General features: G+C 71.5%; 24 protein-coding genes. 13 read left to right on the top strand and 11 right to left on the bottom strand.

Translation table 11 applies throughout. The annotated features are described in order from the left end of the window. Positions 1 to 32: 32 nt before the first annotated feature. Complete coding sequence (locus P3T35_RS11505; protein ID WP_101384613.1) at positions 33 to 1,079, bottom strand: DUF5937 family protein; 1,047 nt, start codon at positions 1,077 to 1,079, stop codon at positions 33 to 35. 97 nt (positions 1,080 to 1,176) lie between these two features. Here P3T35_RS11505 and P3T35_RS11500 point away from each other — a divergent pair, with 97 nt between their 5' ends. Together P3T35_RS11500 and P3T35_RS11495 are read left to right on the top strand one after the other, a co-directional pair. After that, on the top strand, positions 1,177 to 2,448 hold the full coding sequence (locus tag P3T35_RS11500) for an MFS transporter (RefSeq protein WP_101384612.1): 1,272 nt from the start codon (positions 1,177 to 1,179) through the stop codon (positions 2,446 to 2,448). A gap of 223 nt (positions 2,449 to 2,671) precedes the next feature. Next, positions 2,672 to 3,151, top strand: a complete 480-nt coding sequence (locus P3T35_RS11495; protein WP_101384611.1) for a DinB family protein — start codon at positions 2,672 to 2,674, stop codon at positions 3,149 to 3,151. A gap of 103 nt (positions 3,152 to 3,254) precedes the next feature. Here P3T35_RS11495 and P3T35_RS11490 read toward each other — a convergent pair whose 3' ends face one another. Both P3T35_RS11490 and P3T35_RS11485 read right to left on the bottom strand, forming a co-directional pair. Beyond that, on the bottom strand, positions 3,255 to 3,680 hold the full coding sequence (locus P3T35_RS11490; RefSeq protein ID WP_143677037.1) for an ATP-binding protein: 426 nt from the start codon (positions 3,678 to 3,680) through the stop codon (positions 3,255 to 3,257). Positions 3,681 to 3,900: 220 nt separating this feature from the next. Continuing rightward, a complete protein-coding gene (locus tag P3T35_RS11485; RefSeq protein WP_101384609.1) occupies positions 3,901 to 4,116 on the bottom strand; it encodes a hypothetical protein in 216 nt (71 codons plus the stop codon). Between the two features lie 270 nt (positions 4,117 to 4,386). Between P3T35_RS11485 and P3T35_RS11480 the strand changes: the two genes are divergently transcribed. Both P3T35_RS11480 and P3T35_RS11475 read left to right on the top strand, forming a co-directional pair. Continuing rightward, complete coding sequence (locus tag P3T35_RS11480; RefSeq protein WP_101384608.1) at positions 4,387 to 5,223, top strand: helix-turn-helix transcriptional regulator; 837 nt, start codon at positions 4,387 to 4,389, stop codon at positions 5,221 to 5,223. After that, positions 5,220 to 5,429, top strand: a complete 210-nt coding sequence (locus tag P3T35_RS11475) for a DUF397 domain-containing protein (protein WP_101384607.1) — start codon at positions 5,220 to 5,222, stop codon at positions 5,427 to 5,429. The genes P3T35_RS11480 and P3T35_RS11475 overlap by 4 nt, the downstream gene beginning before the upstream one ends. A gap of 113 nt (positions 5,430 to 5,542) precedes the next feature. Here the strand turns inward: P3T35_RS11475 and P3T35_RS11470 are convergent, their stop codons facing one another. Continuing rightward, a complete protein-coding gene (locus tag P3T35_RS11470; protein WP_101385589.1) occupies positions 5,543 to 6,565 on the bottom strand; it encodes a hypothetical protein in 1,023 nt (340 codons plus the stop codon). A 390-nt stretch (positions 6,566 to 6,955) separates the two neighbouring features. Between P3T35_RS11470 and P3T35_RS11465 the strand changes: the two genes are divergently transcribed. Then, on the top strand, positions 6,956 to 7,927 hold the full coding sequence (locus tag P3T35_RS11465) for an RIO1 family regulatory kinase/ATPase (protein ID WP_218976754.1): 972 nt from the start codon (positions 6,956 to 6,958) through the stop codon (positions 7,925 to 7,927). A gap of 78 nt (positions 7,928 to 8,005) precedes the next feature. Here the strand turns inward: P3T35_RS11465 and P3T35_RS11460 are convergent, their stop codons facing one another. The 4 genes from P3T35_RS11460 to P3T35_RS11445 form a co-directional block, all read right to left on the bottom strand. After that, positions 8,006 to 8,257, bottom strand: coding sequence for an alpha/beta hydrolase (locus P3T35_RS11460; RefSeq protein WP_280705721.1), 252 nt, complete (start codon positions 8,255 to 8,257; stop codon positions 8,006 to 8,008). A 237-nt stretch (positions 8,258 to 8,494) separates the two neighbouring features. Further along, positions 8,495 to 8,821 carry a DUF1048 domain-containing protein gene (locus P3T35_RS11455; protein WP_101384605.1) on the bottom strand — a complete coding sequence of 109 codons (327 nt, stop codon included), beginning with the start codon at positions 8,819 to 8,821 and terminating at the stop codon, positions 8,495 to 8,497. Position 8,822: 1 nt separating this feature from the next. Continuing rightward, positions 8,823 to 9,179, bottom strand: coding sequence for a DUF1048 domain-containing protein (locus P3T35_RS11450; protein ID WP_101384604.1), 357 nt, complete (start codon positions 9,177 to 9,179; stop codon positions 8,823 to 8,825). Next, complete coding sequence (locus tag P3T35_RS11445; protein WP_101384603.1) at positions 9,176 to 9,502, bottom strand: PadR family transcriptional regulator; 327 nt, start codon at positions 9,500 to 9,502, stop codon at positions 9,176 to 9,178. The genes P3T35_RS11450 and P3T35_RS11445 overlap by 4 nt, the downstream gene beginning before the upstream one ends. Positions 9,503 to 10,297: 795 nt before the next feature. Here P3T35_RS11445 and P3T35_RS11440 point away from each other — a divergent pair. Continuing rightward, complete coding sequence (locus P3T35_RS11440) at positions 10,298 to 10,834, top strand: sigma-70 family RNA polymerase sigma factor (protein ID WP_101384602.1); 537 nt, start codon at positions 10,298 to 10,300, stop codon at positions 10,832 to 10,834. Positions 10,835 to 10,927: 93 nt separating this feature from the next. On the opposite strand, the gene P3T35_RS11430 is transcribed toward P3T35_RS11440, so the two are convergent. After that, positions 10,928 to 11,692 (bottom strand): LysR family substrate-binding domain-containing protein, encoded by a 765-nt coding sequence (locus tag P3T35_RS11430; RefSeq protein ID WP_101384601.1) that lies wholly within the window; start codon positions 11,690 to 11,692, stop codon positions 10,928 to 10,930. Positions 11,693 to 11,749: 57 nt separating this feature from the next. Between P3T35_RS11430 and P3T35_RS11425 the strand changes: the two genes are divergently transcribed. Then, entirely contained in the window at positions 11,750 to 12,166 is a 417-nt protein-coding gene (locus tag P3T35_RS11425; RefSeq protein WP_101384600.1) for a DUF5997 family protein, read from the top strand. Here P3T35_RS11425 and P3T35_RS11420 read toward each other — a convergent pair. After that, positions 12,108 to 13,439 carry a lanthionine synthetase LanC family protein gene (locus tag P3T35_RS11420; RefSeq protein WP_101384599.1) on the bottom strand — a complete coding sequence of 444 codons (1,332 nt, stop codon included), beginning with the start codon at positions 13,437 to 13,439 and terminating at the stop codon, positions 12,108 to 12,110. The genes P3T35_RS11425 and P3T35_RS11420 overlap by 59 nt on opposite strands. A gap of 292 nt (positions 13,440 to 13,731) precedes the next feature. Here P3T35_RS11420 and P3T35_RS11415 point away from each other — a divergent pair, with 292 nt between their 5' ends. From P3T35_RS11415 to P3T35_RS11395, 5 genes are all read left to right on the top strand, one after another. Next, the gene (locus tag P3T35_RS11415; RefSeq protein WP_101384598.1) at positions 13,732 to 14,184 is read left to right on the top strand and encodes a ribonuclease domain-containing protein; all 453 of its coding nucleotides are present in this window, start codon (positions 13,732 to 13,734) and stop codon (positions 14,182 to 14,184) included. Positions 14,185 to 14,186: 2 nt separating this feature from the next. Continuing rightward, a complete protein-coding gene (locus P3T35_RS11410; RefSeq protein WP_101384597.1) occupies positions 14,187 to 14,582 on the top strand; it encodes a barstar family protein in 396 nt (131 codons plus the stop codon). Positions 14,583 to 14,681: 99 nt separating this feature from the next. Beyond that, positions 14,682 to 15,608, top strand: a complete 927-nt coding sequence (locus tag P3T35_RS11405) for a TIGR03619 family F420-dependent LLM class oxidoreductase (protein ID WP_101384596.1) — start codon at positions 14,682 to 14,684, stop codon at positions 15,606 to 15,608. A 46-nt stretch (positions 15,609 to 15,654) separates the two neighbouring features. Next, the gene (locus P3T35_RS11400) at positions 15,655 to 16,413 is read left to right on the top strand and encodes an SDR family oxidoreductase (protein WP_101384595.1); all 759 of its coding nucleotides are present in this window, start codon (positions 15,655 to 15,657) and stop codon (positions 16,411 to 16,413) included. 43 nt (positions 16,414 to 16,456) lie between these two features. Next, positions 16,457 to 16,999, top strand: coding sequence for a hypothetical protein (locus tag P3T35_RS11395; RefSeq protein ID WP_143677036.1), 543 nt, complete (start codon positions 16,457 to 16,459; stop codon positions 16,997 to 16,999). 7 nt (positions 17,000 to 17,006) lie between these two features. Here the strand turns inward: P3T35_RS11395 and P3T35_RS11390 are convergent, their stop codons facing one another. After that, positions 17,007 to 17,516 carry a MarR family transcriptional regulator gene (locus tag P3T35_RS11390; protein WP_101384593.1) on the bottom strand — a complete coding sequence of 170 codons (510 nt, stop codon included), beginning with the start codon at positions 17,514 to 17,516 and terminating at the stop codon, positions 17,007 to 17,009. A gap of 69 nt (positions 17,517 to 17,585) precedes the next feature. Between P3T35_RS11390 and pip the strand changes: the two genes are divergently transcribed. Beyond that, a complete protein-coding gene (pip, locus tag P3T35_RS11385; protein WP_101384592.1) occupies positions 17,586 to 18,599 on the top strand; it encodes a prolyl aminopeptidase in 1,014 nt (337 codons plus the stop codon). Positions 18,600 to 18,624: the final 25 nt, after the last annotated feature.

Here is an 18,624-nt window from a genome sequence, read left to right as displayed (position 1 = left end):
CCGTGGCGCAGACGCGCCGCCGGGTACCGGGTTCACGCCCCCGTGGCCGCCGTCAGCAGGGCCTCGGCGGCGCTGGTGCGGGCGTAGAGGACGAAGCGGCCGACGCGGTGGGCGGTGACCAGGCCGGCGGCGCGCAGGGTGGTGAGCTGCTGGGAGACGCCGCCGGGGGTGATGCCGGTGCGCCGGGCGAGGTCGGTGGTGGAGGCGGGGGCGTGCAACTCGGCCAGCAGGAGTGCGCGGGACCGGCCGACGACCGCGGCGAGCGCCTCGGGCGCGGATGCCGGTGCCTGCTCCCAGAGGGTGGCGACGCCGCGCGGCGGATAGCGCAGGGTCGGCTGCCAGCGCGGGCTGGTGATCGAGTAGACCTTGGAGCCGCCGAAGACCGTGGGCACCAGCAGCAGGCCGCGGCCGCCGAGTTCCTGTTCGCCGGCGCAGTAGCGGTGCGGCACCTGCAGCGTGTCGTGTTCCCAACTCACGCCTGGGTCAAGGCTGTCCAGTAGCCGCTGGGCGCCGCCCTCGGCGAGCAGCCGGGCCCGGTGGAGCACGTCGCCGCGGAGCAGGGTGAGCAGCCGCGGCCAGTAGGGTGCGAGCACCAGCTCCCAGTAGGCCTCGACGGTCTCGGCGAGTTCGGCCAGGCCGCGTTCCGGGTCCTCGGCGAGTCGGGTCAGCGGGTCTTCGGCGCGTGGGGTCGGCGGGTCTTCGGCGAGTCGGGTCAGCGAGTCCTCGGCGCGTGGGGTCAGGCGGGCCGAGTCGAGGGCGGCGACCGCCTCGCGGACCAGTTCGGGTGGGGTGGCCCGGAGCACCGCGAGCTCCAGGGCGAGGTCGGGCTCGGGCACCGACGGCGGCGGAGCGATGAACACCGGCATCATGACCGGCGGCAGCGGCACCAACGCGGCGAGCAGCGACCAGTCCACCCGGGCGGCCGCCAACCGGGCCCGTGCCGGTTCGAGCCAGGGCCGGTAGAGCGCCGGCCCGCCGGGCTGCCTGAGCATGCGCGCGCTCGCCATCACCTCCCAGAGCGGCGACACGGCGAACCGGGTCCTGGCGAGGTCGGCGGCGGTGAACGAGAGCGCGAGCATGCAACCTCAGAGGGTGTACCGGCGGCCGGGCGGCGATGGATTCAGCACACTCTAAATTCCTGGAGCAGCCCCGTCGACCTCCCCGAGAGTCTGCGTCATGACCACAGCTCAGCAGACCTTGGCACAACCTCCGGCGCCCGCGCCGCGCAGCCTGCTCACCGAACGTCCGTTCCGCCTCCTCTACACCGCCGCCGCGGTCAGCAAGCTCGGCACCGCGGTCAGTTCACTGGCGATCCCGCTGGTGGCCGTCGTCGCCCTGCACGCCGACGCGGCGCAGGTCGGGTTGCTGGCCACGTTGAGCACGGTCGCCTTCCTGCTGATCGGCCTGCCCGCCGGGGCCTGGGTGGACCGCTCGCCCAAGCGGCCGGTGATGATCGCCGCCGATCTGGTCCGCGCGGCCGCGCTCGGCTCGGTGCCGGCGGCCTGGGCGCTGGGCCGGCTGACCTTTGCCCACCTGTGCGCCGCCGTGCTGGTCAGCGGCGTGGCCACGGTCTTCTTCGACGTCGCCTCGCTGAGCAACCTGCCGGAGCTGGTCGGACGGGACCGGCTCACCGAGGCCAACGCGCACCTGGTCACCACCGACGCGCTCACCCAGATCGGCGGCCGCACCGTCGGCGGGCTGCTGCTCGCGGCGGTGGCCGCGCCGGCGGCGGTGCTGGTGGACGCGGCCAGCTACCTGTGGTCGGCGGCCTGCCTGCTGCGCCTCGGCCCCGGGACGGCCCCGGCCCCGCGCGCGGATCGCCGCGCGGGGATCCGCCAGGAGATCGGCGCGGGGCTGCGGTTCGTCTGGCAGGACCCGGTGCTGCGGCCGATCGCGCTGGCCGGCGGCTGCACCAATCTGTCGATCCAGCTCAGCCAGACGGTGCTCCCGCTGCTGATCACCCGCGAGTTGGGCCTGCCGTCCTGGGTGCTGGGCCTGTTCTTCGCGGTGGGCGGGCTCGGTGTGCTGCTCGGCTCGCGCTGCGCCCGGCCGCTGGCGCGGCGGTTCGGCGCGGGTCGGGTGCTGTGGCTGATGGGCCTGGCGGTGGCGCCGTTCGGGCCGCTGATCGCGCTGGTCGACCGGGGCGGCTGGCTCTGGGCGGCGGCGCTCGGCTGGTTGGTGACCACCTTCAAGGTCGGGATCGACAACGTGGTGAAGGTCAGCTTCCGGCAGGCCGTCACCCCGGACCACATGCTGGGCCGGATGAACGCCACGATGCGGTTCGTGCTGACGGGGGCGCTCTGCGTCGGCTCGGCGCTGGCCGGCCTGCTGGGCACGGTCCTCGGCGTGCGGGCCGCGCTCTGGGCGGCCGCGCTGGGTCTCGCACTGGTCTGGGTGCCGATCGCCCGCTCACCCCTGCGCCGAGTGCGGGCGCTGCCCGGGACCTGATGCGGGTGAGTACCCAGTTCGGCCAGTGTTCCCATGAGTTCGCCCACGCCACCGGCCGTACGATTGGCACTCCCGACTGAGCCCGTCCCATCGAGCGCACCGCGCCTTGGCTGCTGCGGTTCACACGTCTCGGACTACGCTACGACCGCACACCGCTCGCTCTGCGCCCGCTGCTCACACAAGCTGCTGTGGAGCGCGGCCCACGACGTGATGAGAGGCTCCGATGGGTTCGTTCGATGTGCCCCTTGGCGGCGAACGCACACAACTCACCGCATTCATCGAGGAATACCGCAGTGCCATCGAGGCGACTCTCGACGGTCTCACCGAGGAACAGGCCCGCCGCCGACTCGTCCCGTCGGCGACGACGTTGCTCGGGCTGCTCAAGCACGTCACGTGGATGCAGCGGGTGTGGTTCGAGGAGTGCGTCGGCGGCACGTCCCGCCAGGAACTCGGCCTGGTGCAGAGTCCGGACGAGTCCTTCCGGTTCTCCGACGACGACACGATCGCCTCGGTCACGGCGTCCCACCGGGCAGCCTGCGCCACGGCCCGGACGGTGGTCGCGGACCTGCCGCTGGACGCCGTGGTGACCGGTCACCGAACCGGACCGCGCACGCTTCGCTGGGTATACCTGCAGGTTCTGCGGGAGCTGGCCCACCATTGCGGACACGCCGACATCCTGCGCGAACAGGTTTTTGCCGACTGAGTCGACGGAACGCGATCCTGCACCAGGCGCCCATATCCGACGTCGAGGCTGCGCACTGCCCGTGCTGGCGCCGCAACTCCGACGCCGCCCTGGGTATCGACGGTCAGGCTGCTCGGACCTGAAGCTCACACCACGCCGCCTTCCCGAGAGCACCGAGCGGTCGCACGCCCCACTCCTTGGCGAGTTGCTCGACCAGCAGCAGACCGCGCCCGCCCTCCCGGGCGCAGTTCTCCTGGATCACGGCCAAGCCCAGGGCGGTGCCGTCGGCGACGCCGATGTGCAGGCGGTCCCCGCAGAGGCGCCAGGCGACGGCAGCGGTCTCACCGCCGTGCAGCAGTGCGTTGCCCGCGAGTTCGGAGAGGATCAGGCAGGCGTCATCGGGGTCCAGCCCGAAGCTGGTGAGGTGGTCGCGGAGTCGATGGCGCGCCAACCGAAGCGTGGATCGGGAGACGAGCGCGAGAACGATGCCTCCCCCGGAGCCATCGGACTGGCCGTCAACGATCGATGCCTGGAAGGGAACAAGACGCATGGCGGAACTCCTGTGCAGATGGATCGCCCCCTGGTGGTGTGGTGTGTGGTGGCCCGCCCCGGCCAACCGCCGTGCACGGTACGGCAACCGAGGCGGGCGGCCCGCGCGGCCGTCTTCCCCAAGCTCGGCTACGCGGGATTCAGTGGTGCTGCCCGGTCCGGACACGGGGCAACGCCCATTGTCCGGACCGGAGTTGATCTGGTGTCGACCAGACGGTGGGTCAGCCCGACCTCGGGTCGACCGCCACCTCCCTGAGGGAGCGAACGACTTCGAGGTGCGCCTGCCTCATCAGGCGCAGCACCGCGTCCACCTCGCGGTCGCCGGCACCGGCGCAATCGGCTACCTGGCGGTCCAACTGCTGCCCGAGGGAGCGAAGTTCGGCAAGGGCCGCCAGGCGACGGTCGACGGGTCGGCGGTTGGCCGTGATCATGGTCATCGGGAATCCTCTTCGTGGCGGGAGTGCCTGGGGGCGCGGCCTGCTGCTGTGCGCGCCGGCGGTCCACACCAGTGCACCTGGTCGGCATGCTGGCCATGGAGGCGCCTACAGCGCCCTGGCGGCCAGCCGGGGGACGCAAGCGGCCAGCTGGCGCTGATTTTGCGTCACCGGATGACTCCTCTCCGTGCTCGGTACTTCACTAGGATCGGCACGCAGTAGGCCGAACGCCAGTGTTTTGACCCGCACCAGATCGGCAGGTAACAGTCTCTGATGACCGAGTTGACGCGTGAACCTGATGCAACGTCATCTCCCGCTTTGCGCTTCGGCGCGGAGCTTCGCAGGCAGCGGCGGTCGCGGGGGTGGTCTCAGATCAAGCTTGCCCGCCTCCTGGGATGCTCGCACGGGTGGATCTCGCTCATCGAAAGAGGGAAGCGCACTTGTGACCCGCACTTCGCAGTAAAAGCCGATGAGGTGTTCGATACCGGCGGAACGTTCGTCGAGCTGTACCGCCGCATCAAGAGCGCGGCCCTGCTGGAGGGCTTCGAAGAATTCACCGACTGCGAGACGCGCTGCCGCCGACTGCGCACCTTCGAACTCGGTGTGATCCCGGGACTCTTCCAGACCCAGCGCTATGCGGCGGCTATGGAGGCAGCGGCAGTGGAGCGCGGCTCCATCACCCAGGCACAGGCCGACGAGCGAGTCTCCTATCTCGCAGCTCGGCAGCGGCGGGTCCTGGAACAGCAGCGACCCCCGGTCGTCCATGCGGTCATGTGCGAAAGCTGCCTGCACCGCCCGGTCGGTGGCCCTGAGGTGATGGCAGAGCAGTTCGACCACTTGGAGGCGCTGGCACGACGCCCTCATATCACTGTTCAAGTGGCCCCGTTCAGCCTGGCGGAGCAACGCCCGTTCCTGCTGCCCGTGGTGCTGCTGACCCTGCCCGACCACTCGGTCGTGGGGTATGCCGAGTCCCAGCTACGGGGCCACCTTGAGCGTGGACGGAACGCCATAGCGGCACTGGAGAGAGACTACGATCAACTCCAGGTGGAGGCGCTGTCAAAGACGGCTTCACTGGCCATGATCCGCGCGGCTCGGAAGGACCTGGAATGAGCAACATCAACCTCGACAGCGCCCAGTGGGTGAAGTCGACTTACAGTGGCAACGGCGGGAACTGCCTCGAGATCGCTGCCAACACCCCCGCTGTCATGCTCGTCCGCGACTCCAAGGACCCCGAGGGCCCGGCCCTGACCTTCACCACCGAGGGCTTCACCGCCTTCGTCCAGGGTGTGAAGAACGGTTCCTTCGACGCAATCTGACTCCACGTCAAGCATTCCCCGGCCCCGGTAGGCAGCCGCAACCGCCCGCCGGGGCCGACTCATACGCGCCCTGGACCTGCCAGAACTGCTCCCAGCCGGAATCCCAGCAGTGCCTACTGGATGCTCCAGCGGTGCGGGTGTTCCGGCCTCGCGGGGCAGGTGAAGACGTTCAGCAGCCCGTGCCGGCCGAAGGCCAGCCGGGTGGGCCTGGGGTCGCGTAGGTGCGCCGGGAGGCGACCGTCCTCCACCGGCATCCAGCTGACGCAGCCGTCCCATTCCCGGCTGTCCAAGGTCACCAGCAAGGCCATGGGCGTGCCACAGGCCGCGCAGGTCATGGCGTGCGGGTCGGTGCTGTGCCAGGAGGGGAAGCCACCGACGCGGTAGCCGGGCGGGATCGACAGGTCGTGCTGGTAGGTGAGCACGTCGGCGTCCGGGTCCTTGTCCGACTTCCGCTCCTGCCTCTCCTCCCAGGCATCGATCTTGGACTGCAGGCGGGCGGGCAGCGTTCCCACGTAGGGGTAGGTCGCCACCTGCTCCGGGTGCAGCACGCATGGCTCGGGCACCGCGCCCTCGAAGCCGACCAGCAGCGGCTCCGGTGCGGCGCGCAGCGGCTCGCCAACCTGATCGGATCGGCGCCAGGCCACGCGCAAGGCGGGGCCGTAGCCGCTCGGACCGTGGGCCTCGAACGGGCACCAGAGCATTTGCAGCAGATCGCAGCCATCCGGCCCGGCCGACAGGCCCGGCACGTCCCGCTGGTACAGCTGGACCACGCCGATCAACGGGACCGGATCGGTGTCCGCGAGGTCGGGCACGCGGTGCTTGCGCTCCAACTCCTTGAGCAGGACCCGTTCCTCATCCGTCGGCCCTGGGGCCACGTCGCGGGCCCAGGCCTGTGCGAGCAGCTGCCGCCGCTGGCGGATGTCCGCGATCCGGTAGCCGCGCCCTCGTCGGTGCGGCTCGGTGCACACCGGCCACGGTTCGTCCATGGGCCAGAGCAGTGGACCGCCGATCGAACTGACAGAGGTGTCCGGGCTCCCGGCCCGCGGGTGCAACCGGGTCGTCACGCCGCGGTAGTCGGCCAGCTTCGGGAAGTGGTCTTCGACATCCAGCGGTCGGGGCGGCGTGGTCCTGGTCATGGCCGTGACCATAGATCACCGCGCCGACCCGGCCTCGTCCGGGACTGTCCAAGCCGCCGAAGGCGGTCAGCCCCTACGTCAAGCACTCGTCGTCCCCGGGCGCCGGGCGGCGGGCGCTGCACCGGGCGCGAACTGCGAACCCGCCCGATAAATCGGTTGCGGGCCGGCAGCGACTCGATAAGCTCGCAGAGTTCCGGTTGGCGGGACGCGGACGGCTGCATGCCGGTCCGAACGGGATGACTGGGAGGTGCGTAAGCGTGATTGCCGCCACGACGCGGCGCGCTCGGTGCTGCGCGCCAGAAGCCTCCCTTCATTCATCCCTGCCCACCGGCTGACGAGTCGTCTGCTGACGCACCCTCCGGTGGGCACCTCCCACAGGAGATCACCGAAGTGCGTGAGCGCTTTTCCGACAACGAGTCCTTCGTCCGTATGAGCGGCAAGGGAGCCGGTGGCAAGCGACCCGGCCGCCGCTCCTTCGAAGAGGACTTCCACGAGTACCAGCCGTACGACTACCAGCCGTACGACCTGTCTGACACCTCGGACACCGACTCGCAGCCGGCCGCTCAGCTCGACGGCCCGCCCAGCGGCGACCGCTGGTCGACCTGGGACCAGTCGACGCCCACCGAAAAGGGACCGGAGCCGCGTCCTGACTGGGTTGTCACCGAACTGGCCGCCGTCGACACCGAGTTCGGCATCGTGAAGACCGGCAAGGAGGCCGACGTCTTCCTGCTGGAGCGCGGTGTGCCGGGCACCGACCGGCGCACCCTGCTGGCCGCCAAGCGCTACCGCGACGGCCAGCACCGGCTCTTCCACCGCGACGCGGGCTACCTGGAGGGCCGCTCGCACAAGGAGTCCCGGGTCAGCCGGGCGATGGCGCGCCGCACCGAGTTCGGCAAGCAGGTGATCGCCGGCCAGTGGGCCGCGGCAGAGTTCGCCGCGCTCTCCCGGCTGTGGAGCACGGGCGTCGCGGTGCCGTACCCCGTGCAGATCCTGGGGACCGAGATCCTGATGGAGTTCATCGGCGACGAGTCCGGCACGGCGGCTCCCCGACTTGCCCAACTGCGCGCCGAGGAGGCCGAGTTGGCGAGCCTGTGGGACCAGCTGGAGCAGAGCCTGGTGCTGCTGGCCAGGGACGGCTACGCGCACGGCGACCTGTCGGCCTACAACATCCTGGTGCACCACGGCCGGCTGGTGATCATCGACGTGCCGCAGATCGTGGACGTGGTCGCCAATCCGCGCGGCCGGTCCTTCCTGGAGCGCGACGTCCGCAATGTCGGTGCCTGGTTCGTCTCGCGCGGACTCCGGGAGGCCGCGGTGGACGAGCTGTCCGGCCGCCTGGCCCGGGAGGCCCGCTTCGACTGACACGCCAGCCGGAGTGCAGTAGTTGGCTGACGCACCGTCAAGTCCTCGTAGTAGTTCGACTGGTGGGCCGTCAAGTCGTCAGTGCAGCAGGAAGTCGTGCACCGCCTGCCGGCCGGCGTTGTCGGCGGCCCGGACCTGCACCGAGTGGGCGGCGCCCGGGACCACCACCACCTTGCCGAGCGGGGCCATCGCAGCCTCCTTGTAGAGCTCGGCGAGCGGGGTGGACAGGTCGCGGTCGCCGCCGAGCGGCAGGACCGGGACGCGCGGCAGCGGCTGGTCGGGCGACGGTCCGGACGGCACCGGCTCCCGCGGCCAGTTCAGGCAGGTCAGCAGGCTGCCGGTGCCCGTGGCGGTGTCGGCGTCGTACGGCCGGGTCCGGGCGGGCGTCAGCTGGTCCCGGGTGCGCTCCCGGGCGGCGGCGCGAGGGGCGACCGGGGCGTCCGAGGTGCCCCACGGGTAGCGGCCGTCGGAGCATAGGGTGCTGGCGTGCAGGCCCGGGCCATCGAGCGCCTGGGCGATGACGAACCGCGCGTGCGGGCTACGCCCACTGGCATGAGGCGACGGATGTTACTTCTCAGCCGTGCCGGGTTCCCCGCTGATGGACTCCTGATAGACGTCCGCATAGGTGCGTGAGTCCTTGACCAGGTCGTCGCAGAACGCGGCGACGTCGTTGCCGATGAGTTCCAAGACCCCCTTGCCTGCGGCGACGCCCTCCTCGAAGAAGTCGACGATCCCGGGGAGCAGAGGTCCGTCAGGCAGGCTGATCGGTCCGACCTTGAACAGGTACTTCTGCATCTCCTTGTAGACGATCCGGTAATCCGGCGGGAGCGCCTTGACCCGAGCCGTGTGCGTCCGCCACTGCTTCTTGCCCTCGAGAATGTCTTGGATGCTCACGTCAGCCTCCCAGCCGGCTCAATTTCCTTGCGACGTTCCTGTTCAACTGCTCGCGCCACCGGTCGCGATAGGTTCGAGCCCCTTCTCCACCGGCCAGCGCCGTGCAAAAGCCGCGGATGTCGTCGCCGAGCACCTCGTGGACGCTCTGCCCGTCCGCCGCTGTTTCTTCGAGCAGCCCCAGGGCGGCGTCGAGGATCGGCGTCAGGTTGCGGCCGGTGAAGCCCGCATGGGGGAAGAGGTGGCCCTTGATCTGTTCCCACGCCGCCCGGTATTCGTCTGGCAGGGCCTCGGCCCGGGCTTCGAGCGCCTTCCATTCCCTGGTGAGATCGCTGCCTGTGATGGTCTCCCGGAAGTTCATCTCCCGCCCTCCTTGAGCCTGTCGATGCGTGATGAGACGTACTGCCATTTCGCCCAGAACTTCGCGAGTTCCTCGCGGCCGCCGTCGTTGAGCGCGTAGAACTTGCGCGGCGGACCGACCCCGGATGGCCGTTTCGTCACCTGGACGAGTCCGTTCCTCTCCAGTCGCAGCAAGATGGTGTACACCGTCCCCTCGATGACGTCGGAGAAGCCGAGTTCGTTCAGCTGACGGGTGATGGCGTACCCGTAGGTTTCCTCGCTGCCGATGATTTCGAGCACGCACCCTTCGAGCGTGCCCTTCAGCATCTCCGTCAGGTCGTCCATCGCGAGCCCTCCTCAGTCCTATCGGTACTGCGTACTACCGAGTACCACTATACGGTATCACCGAGTAGTGGAGGAGGCCAGCGATCGGCGAACACGAACCGGGCCCTGCGATCCGCGAAGCGAAGGAAGGCTTCCGCGCACCACGAGGTGCACCATCGGCAGCATCTCCGGCGGGCGCCCTGCCCACGGACCCGGGACCGATCTGCGACGACCCCGGCCCCGTAGTCGGCAGGGGCTCGTACGTCATCACCGCAACGCCCCGATCCTCCCCAGCTGACTCCGGACCAGGCCGAACTGGCCCAGCAGCCCTACGACGCTCGCGAGAAGACCGTCCAGCAGATTGCCGACATGTTCAACGCCCCCCGCTCCACGGTCTACGGACACCTCGACCGCGAGAAGACCGTGCCCCGCCAGCCGAAGAAGACTGCCGCGGCAAAGCCCTGAAAGCTAACGACGGGTAACTTGCTCCCTGGTGTCCGAGCTGGGACCACGGGGCCGGCAGCAGTGTGACGCAGCTCACCGGATAGTCGGGGCACGCCGCTCCCTCTTCCTCGGTGACGACATCGCCAGGAGGTTCAGATGCGGACAACTCGACGAACTCGGTCCGGCGGCTCGTGGACCCGGGTGACGATGTCGCTGTTCACCTACCGCCCGGATGCTCATCGCCATCCGGTCCAGCATGGAGAACGCCGGCAAGGTCCTCGTGACCTTGCCGGGCCCGGCTTCACGTCGCGGGAGGGCGGGAAATTTCGAATCCCGTGAACCGGACGGCGCCGGGCCGCAATAGAGGTAGTGATGGATGACGACGAGCTGATCGCCCGCCTGGCCGGCGGAGACGACGTGGCGCTGCGGGAGCTGTTCCACCGTCACGCGCCCTGGCTGGCAGCCCGGTTGCGCATGGTGCTACCCGCCGCCGATGTCGAGGACGTGCTGCAGGAGACCTTCCTGGGCGCCTGGCGAAGCGCACGCAACTACCGGCCGCAGGAGGCCGCCGGTGCCTGGCTGTGGGTGATCGCCAAACGGCAGGCCGCCATGTGGCTGCGCCGGCACGGCCGAGACGAGGGCTCGGTGCCGATCGAGCCGCCCGCCGAGCTGGATCCGGTCGAAGCGGCGATCGTCCGCGCCGACCTCCAGGTGGCGCTCAGGTCGCTGGGCCCCGAGGACGGCCCGGACCGTGCGGTGTGGGAGCTGGTCTACGAGCAGGATCGGCCGATCAAACAGGTCGCGCAGATGCTCGGGGTGCCGGAGGGCACGGTCAAGAGCCGGGCCCACCGGGTGCTGGGCGACGTCGCGATCCGTCGGTTCGCCGAGCACCCGGCGCTGCGGGACTGATGCTCAGGGGCACTCAGGCGTGCTCAGGGGCGCTCAGGGCCGCTCGGGCCTGCTCGGGCTTGAGTAGACCCGCTCCGGCCTGAGCAGACCCGCTCAGCCGCGCCGGCGCGGCTTGCCGCCGCCCCGCTTGGCCGCGCCCGCGCCGCCCCTGGTGCGGGCGGCCGGCTTGGGCCCCGGCTTGCGGGCCGCGGCGGCAGCCGGCTTGCGTTCCTTCTTGGCCTGCGGCTTCGCCTCCGCGGCCGCCGCGGTACGCCCCCGGGAGCTGTTGACCGTGCGGCCGCGGACGATGCCGATGAACTCCTCCACCAGGTCGGTGGTCCGCTGCTCCGGCCAGGAGAGCGCTACCTGCGACTGCGGGGCGTCCACCAGCGGGCGGTAGGTGAGGTCGCGGCGGTGGTGCAGCCGGGCCAGGGACTGCGGCACCACCAGGAGGCCGACGTTGGCCGCGACCAGCTCGATCGCGTCGCCCGTGGTCGCCGGCCGCTCGTAGCCGGGCTGGCCGGGCCGGGTCTCCCAGTGGATGGTCTCGTCCTGCGGGTGCCAGATCACCTCGTCGGCCAGCTGCTCGACCAGCAGTTCCTCGTCCTCGGTGAGCTCGTGGTCCTTGGGCAGCACCACCACGCTGGTCTCGGTGTAGAGCGGGATGGCGCTGAGCACCGTCCGGTCCACCGGCAGCCGCAGCAGCGCGGCGTCCGCCGTCGCGCCGGTCAGGGCCTGCTCCGCCTCGGCCACCGTGACCGGCAGCAGGGTGAGCGGAACCTCGGGCAGCCGCTGCTCCCAGATGCGGATCCACTTGCTGGGAGTCACGCCCGGCACATAGGCCAGCCGGAACGAGGAGGTCGCCTGGTTCTCTGTCACGGGCCCAGGCTACCGTCCGTGATCGGGATGGGCCCAAACTCGACTAACCTTGTGCCCATGACATCGCTCAAGCCGAAGACGACCCAGACCATGAAGCCCGCCACGGCGGCGAAGAAGCTCGAGATCTACCTGCCCGCCACTCCCGCCGAGTTCCAGGAGGGCGTCGTCTCCCGCGATGAGCTGAACACCCTTCAGACGGATCCGCCGGCGTGGCTGGTGGAGCTGCGCAAGAACGGCCCGCACCCGCGCTCGGTGGTGGCCGCCCGGCTCGGCGTCTCGACCTCGGGCCTGGCTCGCGGCGGTGTCACCGAGGCGCTCACCACCTCGCAGATCGAGGAGCTGAGGGACGAGGCCCCGGAGTGGCTGCAGCGCGAGCGGACCATCCAGGCCGAGGTGCGCCGGGAGGCGGACCGGCTCAAGGAGAAGCAGGAGAAGCAGGCCAAGCAGGCGAAGCAGGCCGCCAAGCAGAAGTAGCGGCGACCGGCGGCTGGTCCGGCCAGTCCACGGCGTAGCCGGGCTCGCCGGACGTGCGCAGCCGGGCGTAGCGGAGCAGCTCGCGAATGATGCCCGCGTTGCCCATGGCCCAGCCGGGCATCGGTTCCAGCTCGCTCGGGGTGACTCGGTGCTCGGTGTTGGACCACCTGACCCCGTCGGCGTCGACCGTGGCCCGGGCCAGCAGGTCGGCGACCATGACGTCGGCGAACTCGCGGCCGTCGCCGTTCTCCACCTGCCGGTCGCAGGCGAGCGCCAGCACCCCGGCGGTGCCGCAGCAGCGGCCGCTGTTGTCCCAGAAACCCGGGCGCAGGCGCTGCGGCAGCCCGGACTGCCGCACGGTGTGCCAGCAGCGATCCACCAGCGCGGCCCAGGACGGATCGCCGAGCACCCGGTGGAGCTGCCGGAACACCTGGGCGTCGCCGGCCGGGCCCTGGCACCAGCCGTAGTTGTAGCGCTCGAGCCCGGGGTGCTGCTGCTGCGGGTCGGAGTGCGGCACCAGGAACCCGTCCGGGCCGGCCTCGTCGCGGGAGATCACGTCGGCGGCGCCGGCGGCCGCGAGCTCCAGCAGGTCGGGCCGGTCGGCCGCCCGGCCCACGGTGGCCAGGGCGTAGACGATGCCGAGGGTGCCGTGCGAGATGTGGTGCTGCCTGGCTTCCCGGCCGGTCCTGGCCTCCCAGTGCACCCCGTGCGGGGTGGGCTCGGCGATGCGCGCGAAGGGCTCGGTGGCCAGCAGCGCCAGCTCGATGTCGCCGACCTCGAGGGCGGCGAGCGCGATCCCGGCATTGCCGCCGAGCAGCTCGACGAACAGGTTCCAGCGAGTCCCGTCGAAGCGCTCGGGCACCATGGCGAGCGCTTGGCGGGCGGCAGCTGCTGCTGCGGGGTCGCCCAGTTCCCTGCCGACGGTGTGCAGGGCGAAGGCCATGCCGGCCAGCCCGAAGTGGAACGAGTCGATGGGCCAGCCGTCAGCCGCGGCGGCGGCGATGAACGGGGCGTCGGCCACGGTGGCGGCGAGGCTCCGGGAGCCGCGCAGGGCGGCGTCGCCGTAGCGGTCGTCCCCGAAGTGCCGGCGTGCTTCGAGCAGCGCCAGCACCACGCCCGAGGTGCCGCTGTAGAGGGTGGGGTCGAGTTCGCCCTCGGAAGGCCGGGTGGGCCAGGCGAGCCCGTCGCCGTCGGTGCTCCGCGCTGTGTGCAGCAGCCAGTCGAGGGCGCCCGTCGCGGTTGCTTCCGCCTCATCCACTCCGACGATCGTCATGCCGTCAAGATTCGCACATCGGTGGAGGGTTGGGGTCAGCCGGTCCGGGTCCGACCGCCGGGTGCGGCCAGCCCGTCGGAGCCCGGCCGGGTGAACAGCTGCGATCCGGCGGCGAGGGCGCGGCCGAGCCGCCCGGCCGGCACCGGCTTCGGAGTAGCGGTGCTGATTGTTCGTCAACCAATGCGGTTCCCGGCGCTCTTCGGAGTGTCCCACGCGCGTGGCGGCTGGACCGGGGTGGACCGGCGGGAGTTCGCTGCTGTGAGCACGCCCCCGCTTCGAAGGAACCACCGCGATGCCCCCCACCGTCTCCCGCCGCCTGCGCGCCGCGCGGTCCGTCCTGGCCGCCGTGCTGCTGGCGCTGTCCACGACCGGCGTGCCGGCCCGGGCCGCCGCCCCAGCCGCGGCCGTCCGGGAGCTGCGCCCGCCGCTGCCGGTCGCGGACCTGCCGTCGCAGGTCGGCCAGGCCTGCCGGCTCTGGCGGGACCAGCTGCACTGGCCGGCCACCGTGGACCCGGTCGACTACCGCCTGCCGGACGGCTGGCACCTCCGCGGCGGCAACGGCTACCACGACCGCGACGGCGAGCTGCCGAGCGGCGACGGCTACCACGAATACGACGTCAACCCGCGCCCGACCGCGACCACCCACCGCGACGCCGAGCGGCTGGTGCGGGACGCGGCGACCGGGCAGGCCTGGTACTCCGCCGACCACTACGCCGACTTCACCGAGATCGCCGACGGCTGCTGACCATGCCCGGGCCACTCACCTCGCACCCGTGGGCCCGCCTTCTCGGCGGGCTGCCGCGGGTGCGCGGCAGCCACTGCCGCACCCGGCCCGGGCTGTTCCGGGAGTGGGCCGCCGGGCTGCGGTTCCCCGACTACTTCGGGCACAACTGGGATGCCTTCGAGGAGTGCCTGGGCGATCTGCTCCGGCCACCCGGTGCGGTCGGCCCGGTGGCCGTGCTGCTGCTGGTGACCGAGGCCGACCAGTTGCTGGCCGACGAACCGCCGGGCCAACTCGCCGTGCTGCTGGGCATCCTGGACACGGTCAGCGCCTCGGCCGAGCTGCGGGTGCTGTTCGACACCCCGGCGCCGGCGCTGCTGGCCCACCGGATCGCCACCGCCGACGGGTCGTCACCCCGGTGAACCGGCAGCCGCCCGTCGACCCGGGTGACGACCCGTGAACCGGCACCCGCTGATCGGACGTTCATCAAACGTCAACCCGGCCATGGAAGGCTGAGCGCCATGCACATCGGATTGTCCATTCCCCAGTACGGCCGCTTCGCGGATGCCGACTTCGCCGCCCGAGCCGCCACCACCGCCGAGCGGATCGGCTACGACAGCCTCTGGGTCGGCGACCGGCTGCTGGTCGCGACCGCACCGCGCAGCCAGTACCCCGGCGGTGGCGGCAACGCCCCTGAGGAGCACCAGGTCTTCCTGGACCCGCTGGCCCTGCTCACCGTCGCGGCCACCGTCACCAGCCGGGTCAGGCTGGGCAGCAGCACCCTCAACGCGCTCTGGCAGCCGCCGGTGCTGCTGGCCCGCTCGCTGACCACGCTGGACCACGTCAGCGGGGGGCGCCTGGACGTCGGCCTGGGCCTGGGCTGGTCCAAGGACGAGTACCAGGCGGTCGGCGTGCCGTGGGCCGGGCGCGGTGCCCGCCTGGAGGAGACCCTGGACGTGCTGGAGCAGGTCTGGGCCGAGGACGCGGTGATCGAGCACCACGGCACCCACTGGACCATACCCAAGGCGATCATGAACCCCAAACCGGTGCAGCGGCCGCGCCCGCCGGTGCTACTGGGCGGCTTCAGCCAGGCCACCCTGGAGCGGGTCGGCCGCCGGGCCGACGGCTGGCTGGCCGGCGGACTGCCGCTGCCGCTGCTGACCCAGATGTGGCGGGCCGTCCTGCAGCGTGCCGAGGCGGCCGGGCGTGACCCGCAGGCGCTGCGCCTGGTGGTCCGGGTCAACCCGGTGCTGACGGCCGAGCCGGCGCCCGAGGCGGAGGTGCCCCGCCGGGGCACGGTCGGCCAGCTGGTCGGCTATCTGAGCGGCGTGGTCGAGGCGCTGGACGCCGAGGTGCTGCTCGATCTGCACTTCGCGGCGGGCGACCCGGAGGAGTATCTGGCGCTCGCCGCCGGTCTGCACGACGCGTTGCGCGAGCGGGCTTCCTGAGGCCCTCCCTTGCCCTGAACGGCCGTCAGGTGCGATCTTGTCAGGCGTGGAGCTTGGACTTGCGGGCAAGAAGGCGTTCATCACCGGTGGCACCCAGGGCATCGGACTGGCCGTGGCCCGCGCGCTGGTCGAGGAGGGCGCCCAGGTGGCGGTCTGCGGCCGCGACCCGGAGCGGCTGGCAGGGACCGACCTGCCTGGCGTCCAGGCCGATGTGACCGACCCCGAGCAGCTGGGCCGGGCCGTCGATGCCGCCGCCGAACTGCTGGGCGGGCTGGACCTGTTGGTCGCCAATGCCGGCGGTGCGTTCGGCGGCGGCCTGCTGGACTCGACGCCCGAGGAGTGGGCGCAGACCTATGCGATCAATGTGCTGCACGCGGCGCATGCGATCCGCACGGCGGTGCCGCACTTCGAACGGCAGGGTGGCGGCAGTGCGGTGGTGATCGCCTCGATCACCGGTTGGAAGCCGGGTCCGAAGTCCTCCTACGCGTCGGCCAAGGCAGCCGAGATCCACCTGGCGGCCGCGCTGGGGCAGGAGTTGGGCCCGCGCAACATCCGGGTGAACGCGCTCAGCCCCGGCTCGGTGCTGGCCGAGGGCGGCGGTTGGGAGTGGTTCAAGGAGCACCACCCGGAGCGGTTCGAGAAGTTCGAGCGCGAGGACTTCCCCCGGGGCCGGCTGGTGGAGCTGCGGGAGGTCACCGACGTCGCGTGCTTCCTGCTGTCGCCCCGGGCCAGCGGCATCAACGGCGCCAACATCTGCGTGGACGCCGCCCAGGACCACCCGAGCGCGGGCCGGCTGTTCCCGTGAGCCCCACCCGTCCTGGGAGTTGTGCGAGGTAGGCTGCGAAATCATGCCTGCGGAGGACATGCCTGCGGATGAGCCGTTCATCGACGACGACGGCGACCATGACGTCTGCTGGTTCTGCCCGGCGCTGCGGTATCCGGCCGGGCGGTTCGACGTGTACCGGCGGCCGTCCCGGGACGCGCCCTTCGATCCGGCGACGGGCTTTCGCTACACGACGGCCGGGGTCCCGGTGTGCGTGCATCCGGGCAAGGTCGGCCTGCCGGCGGCCCGTTACGCCAGCAAGCGAATTCCCGTGCCGGCCCTGGCGCCACGCCCGGCCCCGCCCCGGCCGCCACTCCGCCACCCCGACGCGCTGGCGCCGCGGCGCACCCCGTCGCCGCGTCCCGCCGAGCCGGACGACGCCGCGATCCTGGCCGGCGCCCGCCCCCAGGTGCCGGAGGAGCTGCTCGCCCTGCTGCGCGGGCGACTCCGCCAAGCGGACCCCGACCGACTCCAGGAGGCCGTGGCCGAGGCCGAGTTGACGGCCTGCCACAGCTTCCCGGTGGACGCCGTGGTCGCGGCGATACGCCAGGTGCTGAGCGGCGGTTGACCCGCCGTCACCCCTCGGGACCGGTGGCCCGAGCACTCGTCAGGCCCGGTGCCGCGTCCGCGATCCGCTGCCGCATCGAGCGGCGCCCCAGCGCCTCGACGGCCTCCTCGATCAGCCGGCTCAGCGGATAGGGCAGCTCGGCCTCGAACGCGGCGGCCGCCGCCACGGTCGCGTCCCACTCGGCGTTCATCACCGGCAGCAGTTCCTCACCGCGCGGGCTGAGCCGGACGATCCGCTGCCGGGCGTCTGCGCCGGGGGCCAGCACCACCAGATCGTCCTTGACCATCTGAGCGACCGTCTGGCTGGCGGCCGAGTGGGTCACGCCGATCGCACGCCCCAAGTCCCGGATGCTGCTGGGCCCGTCGGCCACCAGCGCCCGCACCACGGGCACGTAGCGCGGCCGGAAGCCCGGCAGGCCGAGATCGTCGTAGACCGCCGCGACATCGCCGTCCAGCAGCTCCAGCAGATGGCGCAGCCGGGTGCCGAGTGGATAACCACCAAGCGCTTGATCACTCATACGGTCTAATGTAACAGTGCTGTTGCATCTACGCGATGCCGCCGTACCAACAACGTGGAGGGGGCCGAGATGGCCGAGTTGTATCCGGAAATCCAGCCGTACCAGAGCGGGATGCTCGATGTCGGGGACGGCAACCAGATCTACTGGGAGGTCTGCGGGCGGCCGGACGGCAAGCCCGCGGTGGTGGTGCACGGCGGCCCGGGCTCCGGCTGCGGTCCCAGGTCGCGCCGCTACTTCGACCCCGAGCGCTACCGGGTGATCCTGTTCGACCAGCGCAACTGCGGCCGCAGCACCCCGCACGCCGCCGACCCGGCCACCGACCTGCGGCACAACACCACCGCCCACCTGATCGCCGACATGGAGAAGCTCCGCGAGCACCTGGGCATCGAGCAGTGGCTGCTGTTCGGCGGCTCCTGGGGCTCCACGCTGATCCTGGCCTACGCCGAGACCCACCCGGAGCGGGTCTCGGAGATCGTGATCTCCGCCGTCACCACCACCCGGCGCTACGAGCTCGACTGGCTCTACCGGGGCGCCGGCCGGTTCCAGCCCGAGGCCTGGGACCGGTTCCTGGCCGGCGCGCCCGGCACCCCGCGCGACGGGGACGTGGTGGCCGCCTACGCGCGCCTGGTGGAGGATCCCGACCCGGCGGTGCGGGCGAAGGCCACCGCCGACTGGGTCGCCTGGGAGGACGCGGTGCTGTCCAACGAGACCGGCGCCTCCTTCAACGCCTACGGTGACCGGCCGGACGACGCCAGGACGGCGCTGGTGCGGATCTGCGCCCACTACTTCTCGCAGGGGGCCTTCCTGGAGGAGGGCGCCCTGCTGCGGGACGCCGGCAGGCTGGCCGGGATCCCCGGGGTGCTGGTGCACGGGCGGTACGACATGGGCGGCCCGCTCGACACCGCCTGGGAGCTCACCAAGGCGTGGCCGGGCGTGGAACTGCACGTGGTCGAGGACGCGGGTCACCTGGGCGGCCTCAGCGCCACCACCCGTGGCCATGTCCTCGCGGCGCTCGATCGGTTCGCCGGCGACACGCCGAAATCCGGAGGCGACACGCCGATGTCCGGAGAGGTGGGCGTCTGACCATAAGATGATCGACATAGGGGAC

Source organism: Kitasatospora sp. GP30 (genome assembly GCF_029892145.1).
Classification (GTDB): Bacteria; Actinomycetota; Actinomycetes; order Streptomycetales; family Streptomycetaceae; genus Kitasatospora; species Kitasatospora acidiphila.
Note: the sequence above shows the minus strand (reverse complement) of the source record. Positions and strands in the feature narration are given on the sequence as shown.

Bases quoted from the DNA above. Each gene is read 5' to 3' on its own strand.
- P3T35_RS11475 (WP_101384607.1), top strand. From the start codon at position 5,220: ATGAGCAACATCAACCTCGACAGCGCCCAGTGGGTGAAGTCGACTTAC.
- P3T35_RS11410 (WP_101384597.1), top strand. From the start codon at position 14,187: ATGCCCGGGCCACTCACCTCGCACCCGTGGGCCCGCCTTCTCGGCGGG.
- P3T35_RS11445 (WP_101384603.1), bottom strand. From the start codon at position 9,502: ATGGACGACCTGACGGAGATGCTGAAGGGCACGCTCGAAGGGTGCGTG.
- P3T35_RS11485 (WP_101384609.1), bottom strand. From the start codon at position 4,116: ATGACCATGATCACGGCCAACCGCCGACCCGTCGACCGTCGCCTGGCG.
- P3T35_RS11390 (WP_101384593.1), bottom strand. From the start codon at position 17,516: ATGAGTGATCAAGCGCTTGGTGGTTATCCACTCGGCACCCGGCTGCGC.
- P3T35_RS11495 (WP_101384611.1), top strand. From the start codon at position 2,672: ATGGGTTCGTTCGATGTGCCCCTTGGCGGCGAACGCACACAACTCACC.
- P3T35_RS11405 (WP_101384596.1), top strand. From the start codon at position 14,682: ATGCACATCGGATTGTCCATTCCCCAGTACGGCCGCTTCGCGGATGCC.
- P3T35_RS11490 (WP_143677037.1), bottom strand. From the start codon at position 3,680: ATGCGTCTTGTTCCCTTCCAGGCATCGATCGTTGACGGCCAGTCCGAT.
- P3T35_RS11440 (WP_101384602.1), top strand. From the start codon at position 10,298: ATGGATGACGACGAGCTGATCGCCCGCCTGGCCGGCGGAGACGACGTG.
- P3T35_RS11505 (WP_101384613.1), bottom strand. From the start codon at position 1,079: ATGCTCGCGCTCTCGTTCACCGCCGCCGACCTCGCCAGGACCCGGTTC.
- P3T35_RS11500 (WP_101384612.1), top strand. From the start codon at position 1,177: ATGACCACAGCTCAGCAGACCTTGGCACAACCTCCGGCGCCCGCGCCG.
- P3T35_RS11470 (WP_101385589.1), bottom strand. From the start codon at position 6,565: ATGACCAGGACCACGCCGCCCCGACCGCTGGATGTCGAAGACCACTTC.
- P3T35_RS11425 (WP_101384600.1), top strand. From the start codon at position 11,750: ATGACATCGCTCAAGCCGAAGACGACCCAGACCATGAAGCCCGCCACG.
- P3T35_RS11415 (WP_101384598.1), top strand. From the start codon at position 13,732: ATGCCCCCCACCGTCTCCCGCCGCCTGCGCGCCGCGCGGTCCGTCCTG.
- P3T35_RS11450 (WP_101384604.1), bottom strand. From the start codon at position 9,179: ATGAACTTCCGGGAGACCATCACAGGCAGCGATCTCACCAGGGAATGG.
- P3T35_RS11480 (WP_101384608.1), top strand. From the start codon at position 4,387: ATGACCGAGTTGACGCGTGAACCTGATGCAACGTCATCTCCCGCTTTG.
- pip (WP_101384592.1), top strand. From the start codon at position 17,586: ATGGCCGAGTTGTATCCGGAAATCCAGCCGTACCAGAGCGGGATGCTC.
- P3T35_RS11395 (WP_143677036.1), top strand. From the start codon at position 16,457: ATGCCTGCGGAGGACATGCCTGCGGATGAGCCGTTCATCGACGACGAC.
- P3T35_RS11420 (WP_101384599.1), bottom strand. From the start codon at position 13,439: ATGACGATCGTCGGAGTGGATGAGGCGGAAGCAACCGCGACGGGCGCC.